Origin of the sequence: Chryseobacterium sp. T20, from assembly GCF_047345655.1 — a bacterium.
Lineage (GTDB): Bacteria > Bacteroidota > Bacteroidia > Flavobacteriales > Weeksellaceae > Chryseobacterium.
Map to the genome: position 1 here is coordinate 96,105 of NZ_JBLFDU010000005.1, position 15,318 is coordinate 111,422.

15 protein-coding genes are annotated in these 15,318 nt (G+C 35.3%); 7 read left to right on the plus strand and 8 right to left on the minus strand.

Features of this window, described 5'->3' with window-relative positions:
* Positions 1 to 62 precede the first annotated feature (62 nt).
* From ACMA47_RS13570 to ACMA47_RS13580, 3 genes are all read left to right on the plus strand, one after another.
* Positions 63 to 1,100, plus strand: a complete 1,038-nt coding sequence (locus ACMA47_RS13570) for a PLP-dependent cysteine synthase family protein (RefSeq protein WP_034697765.1) — start codon at positions 63 to 65, stop codon at positions 1,098 to 1,100.
* Positions 1,101 to 1,184: 84 nt separating this feature from the next.
* Positions 1,185 to 2,456 (plus strand): aminotransferase class I/II-fold pyridoxal phosphate-dependent enzyme, encoded by a 1,272-nt coding sequence (locus tag ACMA47_RS13575; protein WP_185103739.1) that lies wholly within the window; start codon positions 1,185 to 1,187, stop codon positions 2,454 to 2,456.
* Between the two features lie 64 nt (positions 2,457 to 2,520).
* On the plus strand, positions 2,521 to 3,399 hold the full coding sequence (locus ACMA47_RS13580) for a DMT family transporter (protein WP_413930198.1): 879 nt from the start codon (positions 2,521 to 2,523) through the stop codon (positions 3,397 to 3,399).
* Positions 3,400 to 3,471: 72 nt separating this feature from the next.
* Here ACMA47_RS13580 and ACMA47_RS13585 read toward each other — a convergent pair whose 3' ends face one another.
* Positions 3,472 to 4,122 (minus strand): NADPH-dependent F420 reductase, encoded by a 651-nt coding sequence (locus tag ACMA47_RS13585; RefSeq protein ID WP_413930199.1) that lies wholly within the window; start codon positions 4,120 to 4,122, stop codon positions 3,472 to 3,474.
* Between the two features lie 130 nt (positions 4,123 to 4,252).
* On the minus strand, positions 4,253 to 4,840 hold the full coding sequence (locus tag ACMA47_RS13590) for a Crp/Fnr family transcriptional regulator (protein ID WP_413930200.1): 588 nt from the start codon (positions 4,838 to 4,840) through the stop codon (positions 4,253 to 4,255).
* Between the two features lie 350 nt (positions 4,841 to 5,190).
* On the opposite strand from ACMA47_RS13590, the gene ACMA47_RS13595 reads away from it, so the two are divergent.
* Together ACMA47_RS13595 and ACMA47_RS13600 are read left to right on the plus strand one after the other, a co-directional pair.
* Entirely contained in the window at positions 5,191 to 5,952 is a 762-nt protein-coding gene (locus tag ACMA47_RS13595) for a hypothetical protein (protein ID WP_413930201.1), read from the plus strand.
* 158 nt (positions 5,953 to 6,110) lie between these two features.
* A complete protein-coding gene (locus ACMA47_RS13600; RefSeq protein WP_413930202.1) occupies positions 6,111 to 8,300 on the plus strand; it encodes a B12-binding domain-containing radical SAM protein in 2,190 nt (729 codons plus the stop codon).
* A 378-nt stretch (positions 8,301 to 8,678) separates the two neighbouring features.
* On the opposite strand, the gene ACMA47_RS13605 is transcribed toward ACMA47_RS13600, so the two are convergent.
* From ACMA47_RS13605 to atpD, 3 genes are all read right to left on the minus strand, one after another.
* Positions 8,679 to 9,497, minus strand: a complete 819-nt coding sequence (locus ACMA47_RS13605; RefSeq protein WP_034697750.1) for a hypothetical protein — start codon at positions 9,495 to 9,497, stop codon at positions 8,679 to 8,681.
* Between the two features lie 80 nt (positions 9,498 to 9,577).
* Positions 9,578 to 9,859: a FoF1 ATP synthase subunit delta/epsilon gene (locus tag ACMA47_RS13610; protein WP_034697749.1), complete on the minus strand. Its 282-nt coding sequence runs from the start codon at positions 9,857 to 9,859 to the stop codon at positions 9,578 to 9,580.
* An 88-nt stretch (positions 9,860 to 9,947) separates the two neighbouring features.
* The gene (atpD, locus tag ACMA47_RS13615) at positions 9,948 to 11,456 is read right to left on the minus strand and encodes a F0F1 ATP synthase subunit beta (protein ID WP_034697748.1); all 1,509 of its coding nucleotides are present in this window, start codon (positions 11,454 to 11,456) and stop codon (positions 9,948 to 9,950) included.
* 288 nt (positions 11,457 to 11,744) lie between these two features.
* Between atpD and ACMA47_RS13620 the strand changes: the two genes are divergently transcribed.
* A complete protein-coding gene (locus ACMA47_RS13620; protein WP_413930203.1) occupies positions 11,745 to 12,665 on the plus strand; it encodes a bifunctional riboflavin kinase/FAD synthetase in 921 nt (306 codons plus the stop codon).
* Positions 12,666 to 12,708: 43 nt separating this feature from the next.
* Here ACMA47_RS13620 and ACMA47_RS13625 read toward each other — a convergent pair whose 3' ends face one another.
* Positions 12,709 to 13,200: a hypothetical protein gene (locus tag ACMA47_RS13625; RefSeq protein ID WP_413930204.1), complete on the minus strand. Its 492-nt coding sequence runs from the start codon at positions 13,198 to 13,200 to the stop codon at positions 12,709 to 12,711.
* A gap of 82 nt (positions 13,201 to 13,282) precedes the next feature.
* The gene (locus tag ACMA47_RS13630; protein WP_413930205.1) at positions 13,283 to 13,636 is read right to left on the minus strand and encodes an MmcQ/YjbR family DNA-binding protein; all 354 of its coding nucleotides are present in this window, start codon (positions 13,634 to 13,636) and stop codon (positions 13,283 to 13,285) included.
* A 115-nt stretch (positions 13,637 to 13,751) separates the two neighbouring features.
* Here ACMA47_RS13630 and ACMA47_RS13635 point away from each other — a divergent pair, with 115 nt between their 5' ends.
* A complete protein-coding gene (locus ACMA47_RS13635; RefSeq protein WP_413930206.1) occupies positions 13,752 to 14,408 on the plus strand; it encodes an NAD(P)H-binding protein in 657 nt (218 codons plus the stop codon).
* A 4-nt stretch (positions 14,409 to 14,412) separates the two neighbouring features.
* Here ACMA47_RS13635 and ACMA47_RS13640 read toward each other — a convergent pair whose 3' ends face one another.
* On the minus strand, positions 14,413 to 15,318 hold the full coding sequence (locus ACMA47_RS13640; protein ID WP_413930207.1) for an ADP-ribosylglycohydrolase family protein: 906 nt from the start codon (positions 15,316 to 15,318) through the stop codon (positions 14,413 to 14,415).

Sequence of the window (15,318 nt, forward strand, 5' to 3'; positions counted from 1 at the left end):
GTTTAGTAATTATTTATTTTTTTGTATTTTTGCAGTCAGATTTTTATTGAAAATAACAAATAATGAGTAATGTTTACGATAATATTCTTGGCCTAATAGGACACACTCCTATGGTGAAGCTAAATACTGTTACAAAAGATATTCCAGCAACCGTATACGCCAAGTTAGAATCATATAATCCTGGACATTCCACCAAAGACCGAATCGCACTTCATATTATAGAGAACGCAGAGAAAAAAGGCCTTTTAAAAGAAGATTCTGTAGTTGTAGAAACTACTTCCGGTAATACTGGGTTTTCTATTGCGATGGTATGTATCATTAAGGGATATAAATGTATTCTTGCAGTAAGTGATAAAACAAAGCCTGAAAAAATTGCTTATCTGAAAGCATTGGGTGCCACGGTGTATATATGCCCGGCCAATGTACCGGCGGATGATCCGAGATCATATTATGAAGTAGCTAAAAGAATCGCTCAGGAAACCCCTAATTCTATTTACATCAATCAATATTTTAACGAACTTAATATTGATGCACACTATCAGACGACAGGTCCAGAGATCTGGGAACAGACAGAAGGTAAGATCACTCACCTTTTCGCTTGTACAGGAACTGGTGGTACGCTGTCCGGCTCTGCCAAATTCTTGAAGGAAAAAAATCCTGATATCAAAATTATTGGTGTTGATGCTGATGGTTCTATTCTAAAGAGCTATCACGAGACAGGAGAAATTCATAAAGAAGATGTACATCCTTATCAGATCGAAGGAATGGGTAAAAACCTGATCCCTTCTGCCCTGCTTTTTGACAAGGTGGATGAGTTTGTAAGGGTAAATGATGAAATGTCCGCGTACAGAACCCGTGAAATTGCTTTGAAAGAAGCTATTATGGGAGGTTATACTACCGGAGCTGTAACACAGGGATTGATGCAGTATGCCCAGTCTCATGAGCTTACAGAAAATGATATAGTTGTTTTAATATATCCTGACCACGGTTCCCGATACATCACTAAAGTATACAGTGATAAATGGATGGCGGAACAGGGATTTGTCAACAACTGTGTTCACAACTACGACGAAGTTTTCAAAACGGAGTTTATCAAATAAGAACGAATAAAATCACGATACAAATAAAGCCTTTTGCGTGTTCAGACAAAAAAGGCTTTTTTACTTAAAAATTACGATACAATGTTGGATATTTTTGAAAGAATAAAAGAAAATCCAGGACCACTTGGACAATTTGCAGATTATGGTGAAGGCTATTTTATTTTCCCAAGATTAGAGGGACCTATCGGCCCGAGAATGCAATTTCAGGGGAGAGAAGTAATTTTCTGGAGTGCCAATGACTACTTAGGATTGTGTAATCATCCTGAAGTTATAGAAGCGGATGCAAAAGCGGCTGCAGAATATGGAATGTTCTACCCAATGGGAGCAAGAGCGATGTCTGGAGAAACAGATCAGCACCTTCAGTTGGAAAGAGAATTGGCAGACTTCGTAAAAAAAGAATCAGCATATCTATTGAATTTCGGTTACCAGGGAATGGTTTCTACCATTGATGCTTTGGTAAGCAGAAATGATGTTATTGTTTATGATATGGATTCTCATGCCTGCATCGTGGATGGAGTAAGACTTCATTCCGGTAAAAGATTTACCTACAAGCACAATGATATGGCAAGTCTTGAGAAGAATCTTCAGAGAGCAACCAAAGTAGCTGAAGAAACAGGAGGAGGTATCCTTGTAATTACGGAAGGTGTTTTCGGGATGAGAGGACAACAAGGAAAAATCAAAGAGATCTGCGATCTTAAATCTAAATATCAGTTCAGACTTTTAGTAGATGATGCTCATGGTTTCGGAACACTTGGAACAACAGGTGCCGGTGTAGGTGAAGAACAGGACTGTAATGATCAGATTGATGTTTATTTCTCAACTTTTGCTAAATCTATGGCAGGTTTCGGAGCATTCCTTGCGGGTGACAAAGAAATCATCAGATACCTGAAGTTCAACTTAAGATCACAAATCTTTGCAAAATCTCTTACGATGCCAATGGTAATCGGAGGATTAAAAAGACTGGAGCTATTGAGATCAAGACCTGAGATCAAAGCGAAACTTTGGGAGAATGTTTACAAACTACAGAACGGACTTATAGAAAGAGGATTCAATATTGGAGACACTAATACTTGTGTAACTCCGGTAATGATGCAGGGAACTCCTGTAGAAGCTACTCTATTGGTAAAAGATTTAAGAGAGAATTACGGTATCTTCACCTCCGTGGTGGTGTATCCGGTCATTCCGAAGGGAATGATTCTTTTAAGGCTTATTCCTACCGCTTCTCATACCGATGCAGAGATCAATGAAACTCTGGCAGCGTTTGAAGCAATTCATGATAAATTAGTAGGTGGCTACTACAAAGAGCAGGAACAAAAATTACTGCAGGAACAAGGATTAAGTTTTAAACCGATTTAATCTTAAAAATAAAAAAAGCCACTGATTGATTCAGTGGCTTTTTTGTTTAATAACTATAAAGCAAATGAAACTTAGAGGTTACACACTGGGAATTTTATCAGCCGTTTCATATGGTTTGATTCCTATTTTTATCCTGCCTGTTAAGCAGGCACACTTTTCAATGGACATCACGCTGTTTTACAGATTTTTCTTTTCAGCTTTAATGGTGGGAGGATATTTGCTGTATTCCAGAGAAAGTTTTAAAATCAATAAAAAAGAAGCCTTAATTCTGGCCATCCTTGGAATCTGCTATGCCCTTTCTTCGGAGTTTCTGTTTTTAGGATATGATTTCCTCACGCCAGGAATTGCCTCTACCGTTTTATTTATTTACCCAATTATTGTAGCACTCATCATGCTTTTCTTTTACAAAGAGAGATTGACCAGACTATCGGGAGCATCTTTACTTCTTGCTTTCGCTGGAGTCATTGTTTTATGTTTAAAAGGAAACGGACTGGAAATCAATTTTGCAGGATTGGGAATTGTCATGCTTAGTTCATTGTTCTATGCATTATATATGGTCATTGTCAACAAATCGAATATCAAAGTTTCAGGATTTAAGCTTACGTTTTATTCTATGCTTTTCACCTCAATATTCTTTATGACCAAAGCTTTGATGGCAAATGAATCGTTTGCTATTCCATCAACAGAAATTTTTATTAACTTCCTTATTTTTGCATTTCTTACTACAGTTATTTCCAGCTTATGTCTGGTATTTGCTATTAAATATATAGGTTCTACTCCAGTTGCTATTTTAGGAGCTTTGGAACCTGTAGTCGCTGTATTGATCAGTGTCTTGATGTTTCATGAAAAATTTACTCCCAATTTGCTCATCGGGATTACTTTAATTCTTTTCGGAGTTACTCTTAATGTAATTGGTGATCAAAAGAAAATAGGCCATGTGTAGCCATTATAAATTATAATACAAAAGCCGGGCTTCTTTATCAGTCCGGCTTTTGTATAACTTTAGTAAATGTTTCTATAATTTTGATTGAGCTTCTGCAAGGCTTACTGTTTTTCCCAGTGCTCCAAATTCATGCAGATCTCCAAAAACTTCAATACGGATCGACTGATCAATCCCTCCTACTTTTAAAGGATCAAATCCTGCATTTCTAATAACATCTTCTATATCTTTGTCAACTGAGGTATCATCTGAAGCATAAAACAATACTGCTTTTTCAGGATTATTGTTGGAAGCTCCCGCAAGACTTCCTGCACCCAATGTTCCAAATGCCTTTACCAGCTTAGCTCCCTGAGGAAGCACAGCTCTGTTGAGTTCTCCTGCAGATTCTTTTTCTCCGATAATCTTTTTAAATCCTCCATTTCCATCCGGAGCAATAGGATTGGATACGTCAATAATGATTTTTCCTTTCAGAAGCTCCTCATGATCATTGAAAAATTCTTTGAAAGCTCCAAACCATATTGCCGGAATAATAATATCCGCGGTATTGATCGCCTGATCAATATCCATACTTTGGGCAAAACCATTCGAGTGCTGTGCAAAACCCGCAGACTCTTCATCATTTCTTGATGCTACAATCACGTTACGGCTATTATTAACCAAATCACCTGCAATTGCTTTTCCAATATTACCAAGACCAATAACGGCCACTTTTTTTAATGTTTCCATTTTCTTTTGATTTTTAATAAATTATCTATGTCAAAATTAGTGGGAAAGCCATTCAAAAAAAGACAAACTAGTTTAAGAACTCTTCTTGACATTTGGTAAGGCAAATGATGAAACTAGTTTCATATAAAAATTAGTTTTTTATTCTTCGCTGCCGGATTTTGCTTAAAAACTGTGGTGTGATTCCAAGATAGGAAGCAATCTGTGTATTGGGAAGCCGATTCGCCAGCTGAGGATAATGTTTGAGGAAAAACTCATATTTTTCTTCTCCCGTAGCACTGATATTCTGAAGCACCCGGTTTTGAAGTTCAATAAATTTTTGCTCAATAATTACTCTGAAATTCCTGTCAAATTTGGGATAGTAGGTGTAAAGAAACCAAAGATCATTCTTCTCAATCTGCAGAACAATGGAAGTTTCAAGAGCTGCAATGTATAGCTTACTGAGCTTTTTATTATGAAAACTGTCTATATCTACAATCCAGTCGTTTTCTGCAGCAAACTGAAGGTTATGTTCTTCTCCGTTACCATCTATATTGTACATTTTTAAACATCCTGAAACTACAAACGTATAATATTGGCAGATCTCGTTTTCTTTAAGAATAAACTGTTTTCGCTTGATTCTTCTTTCAACAAACCGTTCATCCAATACCTCAATTTCTTTCTTTGAAAGCGGGATATAACTTTTAAAATATTCTACAAGTGGAGCGGTTTCTTTTGGCATCGTAAATAAAATGTAGTTATTATATAGATTTTGAGTAAATCATTACTACAATATATCAAAAAAACTGAACATTATATAGATAAATGACCCTGAAAAATCAATATCAAAACACTAATTTAATATTGTTCTTTTTTGTATCAAAAATAGCAAAGTACCACGCAGGAGTCGTATAAATAAGTTTATTGATAAAATAATATCATATTAAGATAAAAAAATATTATGTCTGAATATATTTAATAAAATAAATCCTTTACTTTCTGGCATAACAAAATTTATCTGACTATATTGCATCTGTCTATTAATAGGTATTTCCTCTCCTGTCAGACCAATGTATATACTTTTAAAAACCGATGAAAGAATTGCAGAAACTCACCAAAGATCAATTATATAAAAAGCTTAAAGATAAATCGGAAAATCTATATAGCATCGCTCATGAAGCTTTGGAAAATAATTTTTTCAGTGAAAGCTATTTAGATGAAGAAAGTCTTGCCGAATTTCTCGAAATGCTGGATGATGAAACAGCAGAAAAGATCAAAGATGCTTCTCTGTATATCAACAATGAGGAGAATGCACCCGAAATAGTTCTCATAGAAAATGAAGACAGCATTTCTCTTGGATTAATTACCACTGAAGATGAAGGATACAAAATAATTCTTATAGAAGGAAACCTTCAGTTATCCAAAAAGCTGTTTGTGGAAGACTATATTGTTCTTATTGTTACCGGTAATATACAGGCTGAAAATATTATCGTCAACGGTTCATTATATTGCTCCGGAAATGTGACCTCAAAAGTATTGTTTGGTGCTTCGGGGAATGATAATGAAACATACATCGGAGGAAGCATTATGACTTCTCTCATTGCAGAAAATGGACATTACACGGTGGCTGAAGGAAATATTTATTCCAGATACTTGATCAGTTTCCATAATGAAATAACAGGGAAAACCGGAAAGTTTATTGAAAATATAAGCCTTGAAAAACCTGGTGAAATCGGATTGCTGAAAGCTGAAATTCTTGATGAAGACGGATATTTTGACGAAGATGCTTTCTTAACATTTATTGACAGCTATTCTCCGGATGCTTTGTTTAATAAACCTTCTAATTTATTCTAAAATACTTTGCTGCTCCCATAGATTGGAAATAAGAAGAATTAAGAAAATCGAATAGTAATAAAATGCAATATCTCTAAAGACTTTTCTTCACTGTTTATAATCAGGGGAAAAAATTTTTTTCTAAAAAAACTTTGGAATAACTTTGCAAAAAATTTCTGTTGAAAGACCTGCTTCTTATTACTCCGCCGTTTACCCAACTTAATACTCCTTATCCTGCAACAGCTTATATAAAAGGATTTTTAAATACCAAGAATATTTCAAGCTATCAGGTAGATTTGGGGATCGATGTTATCTTGGAATTATTTTCAAAAGACGGAATCCAGAAGGTTTTCAGTAAAGAAATTGACCTCCAGAACACCTCTGAAAACTCTCAGAGAATCTATGCCTTAAGAGAGGAATATTTAAAAACAATAGATCAGGTCATTACTTTTTTACAGGATAAAACTCCTACACTGGCAAGACAGATCTGCAGCATGAATTTCCTTCCCGAAGCTTCCCGTTTCAACCAGCTGGATGATATGGAATTTGCTTTTGGAAATATGGGACTTCAGGATAAAGCCAAGCATCTGGCAACTTTGTACCTGGAAGATATTTCCGATTATATTGTAGAAAATATTGATGCTGATTTTGGCTTCAGCAGATATGCAGAACGCCTTGGAAAAAGTGCTAATTCTTTTGATGAATTATATTCTAAACTATCTGGTGAACCTACATTTATAGATGAGTTCACTTTAAAAATTCTTAAGGAAAAAATTGAAGCTGTTCAGCCAAAGCTTGTTTGTTTTTCCATCCCGTTTCCTGGTAATTTGTATTCAGGATTCAAATGTGCCCAATGGATCAAAAAGCATTATCCTCACATTAAAATTGCTATGGGAGGAGGATTTCCCAATACGGAATTAAGAGAAGTCAAAGATCAGAGAGTATTCGAATTTTTTGATTTTATTACTTTAGATGATGGTGAACTTCCTCTGGAACTTCTTTACCAGAATTTAGAAATTACACCTGAGGAAGGAGAGTTTAAAAGAACTTTTCTTCTCGAAAATAAAGAAGTTGTCTACAAAAACAATTCTAAAAGGCATGACTTCAAACAGTCTGAAATAGGAACTCCTGATTATACAGATTTAAAACTTGATCAGTATATTTCCGTTATCGAAATTGCCAATCCGATGCACAGTTTATGGAGCGACGGAAGATGGAATAAACTGACCATGGCGCACGGATGCTACTGGGGAAAATGTACATTCTGTGATATCTCTTTAGACTATATTAAAATCTATGAACCTATTTCTGCTAAGATTCTGGTAGACCGAATTGAAGAATTAATCAAAACAACCGGTGAGACAGGATTCCATTTTGTAGACGAAGCGGCACCACCTGCCTTAATGAGAGAGGTTGCTCTGGAAATTCTCAGAAGAAATCTTGTGGTTACGTGGTGGACCAATATCCGTTTTGAAAAAAGCTTCACCCGTGATTTATGTTATCTCCTGAAACTTTCGGGATGTGTTGCGGTTTCCGGTGGTCTGGAAGTAGCCAGTGACCGATTGCTGAAGTTAATAGATAAAGGAGTTTCTGTAGATCAGGTAGCGAATGTAACAAGAAACTTTACAGAAGCAGGAATTATGGTTCATGCTTATCTGATGTATGGCTACCCTACCCAAACGGTTCAGGAAACGGTAGATTCTCTGGAAATGATTAGACAGATGTTTGAGATGGGAATTCTTCAAAGTGGTTTCTGGCATCAGTTTGCGATGACTGCTCACTCACCCGTTGGAATGAGCCCGGAAGATTTTGGAGTAGTTCCGGTAAAACAGGAAATTTTGTTTGCCAATAATGATATTGACTTTAAAGATAAAACCGGAATCGATCACAACAAGTTCAGCTTCGGATTAAAAAAATCTCTGTTCAATTATATGCATGGAGTCAATTTCGAACTTCCGCTTCAGGAGTGGTTTGATTTTAAAATTCCAAGGACTACCATTCATCCGGATTATATTCATGACTGTCTTTTAGAAGATGGACAGTTCAGTCTGAAAGCAAATTCAAAAGTTGTCTTTTTGACCAAAAATGTAATCGCTGAGAATCGCGTAAAAAATAAAAAGAAATATTCTGGTACGTATACGCTTCTTACATTCCACTTAAAAACCAATATTGTAAAGGTTGAGCTGGAACAGGAAAAGGCAGAATGGCTGATGAATGTATTGGAAGAGAATGCTATTGAAAATTCTAAAAAACCTACAATTCAACAACTTAAGAATCAATTTGAAGAAAATTTCGATGATTTTGAGTTATTCTGGTTCTCAAAACCGATACAACAATTGAAGGAAAATGGAGTAATTTTAAGTTTATAAAAATTTCCACTTTTTTCTCAGGGATTTTCAAAATTGCAGAATTTTTATTTTTTTGAACGAATAACACCTGTTTCTATTAAATTATAATCTCCCACAGATTTCACGGATTTACACAGATCTTGATTTTTATTTGAGAGAATAAAATTTTCTATATTTCATACCGAAGGAATCAAATCCAAACTTTTGACTACCATATATGGAACGGCAAAATATTCCCATCCTCTGGAGGGGTGGCGAAAATTCAAAGAATTTTTGACGGGGTGGTAAAAGTACGATTATATAAGTTTGGGCCAAAGCCAGATGAAAATTAATCTTTAATAAAAAAACGGGCTTTAGCCCGTTCCTATTGATAATAAATAATTTCTTTTCTCAGATAAATTAATTAGGAGTCTCTTTTGTTACAGTACCCACCGATACTTTTTCCTGTATTTTAATAAAATTGGGATCCATAATAGCCATGCGTTCTGCAAGTGCTTTATAAGTTGGAAATTTTAAGATAGAAGCTCTTCCGGACATTTCCTTGTATATGGTAAAAGATTTCCCGCCAGCTGTTTTTAATTGCTTTGTGGTCGTAATATATCTACCGATAAGTTTACTCTTAGCATCATAAATCTCAATATCTATTGGGGTCTTATCCATGATGGTATCTTCTGAGCCAAAACTTACAGGAAGATTCGTAAAATATCCTACCGGAACACCATTACTAAGGATCTCTCCTACTTTATTGACCTCAATATTCATTTTATCAATTTTCTTTCGGATGGCATACGCATCTTTCGTTTTAGTATCCAGTTTTCTTTTAGGTACATTGGAGAAAAGTTCATCGAGATTTTTGACATTGATTCCTTTGTTATCAATGATTTTAAGATCTTTAACTGAGGTAAAGACGGCAGATTTTTCTTCTCCGGAAAATGCAGAAGGTGATGAATAATCAATTTCGATTGTTTTATCCCTGTTGTATACTCTGTTGACACTGATATAGCTGTCCCGAACAGAATCAACGATGCTTTTATCAATGAATTTTATCGTATAGAGCGGAGTCTCTTTTAAATCCATAAAAGTATATTCGCTGGATTTGTTGGAGAGCTTAGCTACCGGAATACCGTCAAGATTAATAATTCCTCTCTTGGTTTTAATATTCTGAGCATGGAGGAAAACACCCAGAACTGTAAAGAATATGATTATGCCTTTCTTCATACCATCAGACTTTTACATAAATAAAAAAAGTGTAACACAAAGTTACACTTTCTTGAAAATATATTTAGCTTTTCATTTAATTATTCACAAAGGATAATACCTTTATTATGATTAAATTCTACAACACCGCTTTTGATAGCATAAGCAAAAACAGAGTCTTTTCCAGTTTCTTTAGTGAAGTTTTTAGCATATGCCTCATCAATAGAATTAGCAAAAAGCTTTACATCACCTCCGATTAAAGAAGAAACAATTCCTGCGTGGTTTTTCATGATGTGAAATTCACCATTTTTTCCAGGCAATAATACTGAGTCTACTTCTCCTTCAAAAACTACGTATTCTGGTGTTAAAATTTTTATATTCATTTTAATTTAGATTTGAAGATTTCAGATTTCAGATTTCAGACAACCTTAAAGTCTCATGTCTTGTATCTGTTATCTTTATGTCTAATTATTAAGCGTTTTCAGCTAACATTTTTTGTCCTGCTTCGATAGCTTCTTCGATGGTTCCTTTCAAGTTGAAAGCTGCTTCTGGTAAGTGATCTAATTCACCATCCATAATCATGTTGAATCCTTTGATGGTATCTTTGATGTCTACCAATGATCCTGGGATACCTGTAAACTGCTCTGCTACGTGGAAAGGCTGAGATAAGAATCTCTGAACTTTTCTTGCACGGTATACAACAGCTTTATCTTCTTCAGAAAGTTCTTCCATACCAAGGATGGCAATGATATCCTGAAGCGCTTTGTATCTTTGAAGGATTTCTTTTACTCTTTGAGCACAGTTGTAGTGATCATTACCTAAAATTTCAGGGTTTAGGATTCTAGAAGTAGAAGAAAGTGGATCTACCGCTGGATAGATACCTAATGAAGCAATCTTTCTGTCAAGTACTGTAGTTGCATCCAAGTGAGCAAACGTAGTTGCAGGAGCCGGGTCAGTTAAGTCATCCGCAGGTACGTATACCGCCTGTACTGAAGTAATTGAACCATTTTTAGTTGAAGTAATTCTTTCCTGCATCGCACCCATTTCAGAAGCTAGCGTTGGTTGGTAACCTACCGCTGATGGCATACGACCAAGAAGTGCAGATACCTCAGAACCAGCCTGTGTAAAACGGAAGATGTTGTCTACGAAGAAAAGTACGTCTCTACCTTGTCCGCTTTCTCCACCATCTCTGTAGTACTCAGCTAATGTAAGACCAGAAAGTGCTACTCTAGCTCTTGCACCTGGCGGCTCGTTCATCTGTCCGAAAACGAATGCAGCTTTTGAATCTTTCATAGCTTCTAAGTCTACTTTAGAAAGATCCCAACCTCCGTTTTCCATAGAGTGCATGAAATCATCACCATACTTGATAATACCTGATTCCAACATCTCTCTCAAAAGGTCATTTCCTTCTCTCGTTCTTTCACCTACTCCGGCGAATACAGAAAGACCTCCGTGTCCTTTTGCAATATTGTTAATCAACTCCTGGATCAATACTGTTTTACCTACACCAGCACCACCGAACAATCCAATTTTACCTCCTTTTGCGTAAGGCTCAACTAGGTCGATTACTTTAATACCTGTAAATAAAACTTCTGCCGAAGTTGATAATTGATCAAATTTTGGAGCTGGTCTGTGAATTGGAAGACCACCATCCTTAGAAATATCTTGAAGTCCATCGATAGCATCACCAACAACGTTGAATAGTCTTCCGTTTACTGCCTCTCCGATAGGCATCATAATAGGATTTCCGTATCCAATTACGTCTTGCCCTCTTTTAAGACCGTCAGTAGCGTCCATTGCGATACATCTTACTGTATCTTCGCCAATATGTTGTTCTACCTCTAAAACTACTTTTTCACCGTTTTCTTTTGTAATTTCTAACGCGTCATAGATTGCTGGAACAGCTTCCACATCTGTGAAGACAACGTCGATTACCGGACCAATAATTTGAGAAATTTTACCTTTAATTTGGTTTGCCATTGCTAAATTTTTTCTTGGTGCAAATATAGTGATTCTTCATAAACCCGCAATTGGTAAAAAAAAGATTTTTATCATGCTTTTGAAGAGATGAATGAGTTTGCCATTTACTAGGTAAAATTCAATATTTATCATTATATTTAAAAGCAAATTTGCAATTCACTAATTTGTTATTATTATAGTATCATACAATGTAGGATTTTTTTCAAAATTTTTCATTTTCAAATTTTCAGATTCCCTCCGTTACATTAAAAATAAAGGTTTTATATTTGCAATCAAAATTTTTCCGTTTTGAAAGTTTTCAAGAATTTTACAGATTACTCCTCACAGAAGCCTTTAGCATTGTCTTTAGGAATGTTTGACGGGGTGCATCTAGGGCACAAGAGTATTATCGATGAACTGACTAAAATAGGTACAGAAAATAATCTGGAAACAGCAATCCTTACGTTCTGGCCTCATCCAAGATTTGTTTTTAATCCTAATGAAGATTTAAAGCTTCTCAATACACTGGAAGAAAAGAAACAGCTGGTTGAAAAATATGGCATTGATAATTTGTTCCTGAAAGAATTTGATGAAGAATTCAGAAACCTGACAGGGGAAGAGTTTGTACGTCAGATTTTAATTGACAAACTTAATGTAAAGTACCTTATTATAGGATACGATCATTCTTTCGGAAAAAATAAAAGCGGAAATTTTGAGCTTCTTCAGAAATTATCAAAAGAACTTGATTTTGAAGTAGAACAGATGGAAGCGATTAATATTCATGAAAATAATATCAGTTCCACTAAAGTACGTAATGCCCTATTAACAGGTAATGTTAAAGAAGCTAACGAAATGCTCGGATACTCCTACTCCGTTTCAGGAACTGTAGTTCATGGGAAAAAGATTGGAAGAACCATTGGATATCCAACTGCCAATATTGATACTGAATCCATCAAGCTATTACCTAAAAAAGGAGCTTATATTGTAGAAGTATTCGTAAAAGGCAACCAGTATAAAGGAATGCTGAGCGTGGGAACCAATCCAACGGTAAACGGTGAAAAGCTAACTGTGGAAGTTTATATCCTTGATTTTGATGATGATATTTATGAAGAAAAGATTACGGTAAGTTTCAGGGATTTTCTTCATGATGAAATCAAATTTGAAGGTCTTGAAAAACTGATTGAAAGACTGGATGAGGATAAAAGAATAACAGAAAAATTCGATTTTTAAAATATAGAAAAAGGCTATTCGGCGATGAATAGCCTTTTTTTAATTATTTCAATACTTTTAAGTATACTTTTTGAGGTTCATTTGTCAGTTTCACATTCGGGAACTGTTTGTCATAATCAATGAAGATATCTCCTTTTTCATCTGCTTTTCCGTTTCCATCCGAATCCCAGCTTATGGTTACATAGTATTTTGCAGGACCTGCGGGTTTTGGATTGATCTTACTTTCAGCATCTTTAGGTACCGGAAGATCAATGGTGAATGGCACAGATTTCTGCTCAAATTCTTTCTCTGTAATTAAGCTTGCAGGAGCATCAGCCAGTTTTTCATCCATTCCGTACAGGCTAACCTTTAGTTTTGGATTTTTAATGGTAAAATTATCCGCTCCTGAAAATTCTATTTTAAGATTTTCAGAAGAAGTTTCTGCTGTGGAGACTTCGGGAGCTGGAGTTTCTGTAGTACTTTTCTTTACCGGATTGGTACAGCTTGAAAGCATTATTGTCCCAGCTGCTACGAATAATAAAAGGCGATTTCTCATTTGTTATTTATTTTATTAATGTTAAATATATTATTTCACTGGTGAAAGATAACAAATACCGTACCTCAATTTATTTTATTTACTATAAAGAATTTACTTCATTCTGAGCTTTCTTTGTCAGAGATTTAAAAACCAGATCATAGGAGTGGTCAATAAGTTTAAAGATCAAATCTCTTTTCAGTCCATCTACTGCTACAGAATTCCAATGGGTTTTATTCATATGATACGCGCCCGTGATCTGAGGATGTTGCTCACGAAGCTCTGCACTCCACTCCGGATCTGTTTTTACATTGATTGCTAATGGCTGTCTTTCAAGACCCATCAGTAAAAACATTTTGGTATCTACTTTCAGCACAAGTGTTTCGTTATCAAACGGAAAAATTTCCGTAACTCCCTTTTTGGCAAGGCAATAGTCTAAAATATCGTTGGCATCCATATTCAATATGAGTAATGAGTGATAAGTAATGGGTAATGATCAAATTAATTCTTGAATCTTTAATTCAAATTTAGTAAATTTAAGAAAGAAATAATCTCACAAAATCGCAATTATTATGAAAGCTCTGGTAATAGGTGCTACAGGTGCCACAGGAAAAGATCTTGTCAATCAGTTATTGAATGACAAAGAGTTTGATGAAGTGGATATTTTTGTCAGAAAACCTGTCGATATTCAGAATGATAAGCTGAAAGTTCATGTGGTGAATTTTGAAAAACCGGAGGAATGGAAAGAGATGGTGAAAGGAGATGTGGCGTTTTCATGTCTGGGAACGACTTTAAAGGATGCCGGAAGCAAAGAAGCCCAGAAGAAAGTCGACTTTGATTATCAGTATGAATTTGCGAAAGCTGCAAAAGAGAATGAAGTAGAAGATTATATTCTGGTATCGGCTTACGGAGCCAATCCACAGTCTAAAATTTTCTATTCTAAAATGAAAGGTGAACTGGAAGAAGCTGTAAAACAGTTACATTTCAATAAGATCACTATTTTCAAACCGGGAATGCTTGAACGAAAAGATTCTGAGAGAACCGGAGAAGTATTGGGAAGCCGCATTATTAAATTTGCGAATAAACTTGGGTTATTAGAAAGTCAAAAACCTCTGCCAACAGATATTTTAGCAAAGGCAATGATTAATTCTTCAAAAATAAAAAGTAATGGCTACTCTAGTATTAAACTGGGGAATATTTTCTGTTTTGCAGAGAAAAACAATGGATAATATTTCAACTGATTTTCTGTTTTGTGGCATCAATAATTGGCTTGATCCATTTATAATCCGGTAGTTTTTTTAGTTTCAAAATTAATTCATGGGGAATATTTTCAGTTCCGATCAATGTTCCTGCAATTTGTCCAGCAATTGAAGCATTGGTATCTGTATCTCCTCCCGAACTGATAATTTGTTTCAACATTTCTTCCAGACCTAAATCAATAATTTTAGTTGAACAGTAAATTGCAAAAGGAACTGAATTAACAACATAGCCATTATTACCCAATTTTGATATTTCTGAAATTGAAGAATTATTTCCTGTTGAATTAATTTCGATTAATCTATCTCTTACATTGGTATCAGGAATTTCTGGAATAATAATATCAAAAAGATTATTGTTTCCATCCCAATCAGAATTGAGGATTGCTTTTATAGAAAGAAAAACAGCCAAAGCTCCAGAAAAGGCTTCATCATTTCTGTGTGTTACCTTACAAGCATCGTAAACATCTTGTCTTGTAATATCTGAAAAAAAAGCAAAAGGAGCAATTCTCATCGCTCCTCCGTTTCCTGCGGCAAACTCTCCAATTCTACCAGCCTGACTCCAATGAATACCGGCTTCTGTATCTAAAATTGCCTTAAGTGTAGAAGCACCAATTCCTGTTAATTTATGGCTTCTGTAATATTCTAAAAATTTATTGATAAGATTTTCAGGAGTAAAGCTGCCTTCAGACAAAACTTCACAAGTTGCCAAAGTCATTTGTGTATCATCCGTAATACTCCAAACTCTTCGCTTTATATTCTTTTTTCCAAGATAATAAATCAGTGAATCATCAGTTTCAACTTCATTTTCATAGCTGCTTCCCCACGCATCTCCAATTGCTCCGCTAACAATGCAAGCTTCAAACCTATCCGGAAAATCCAT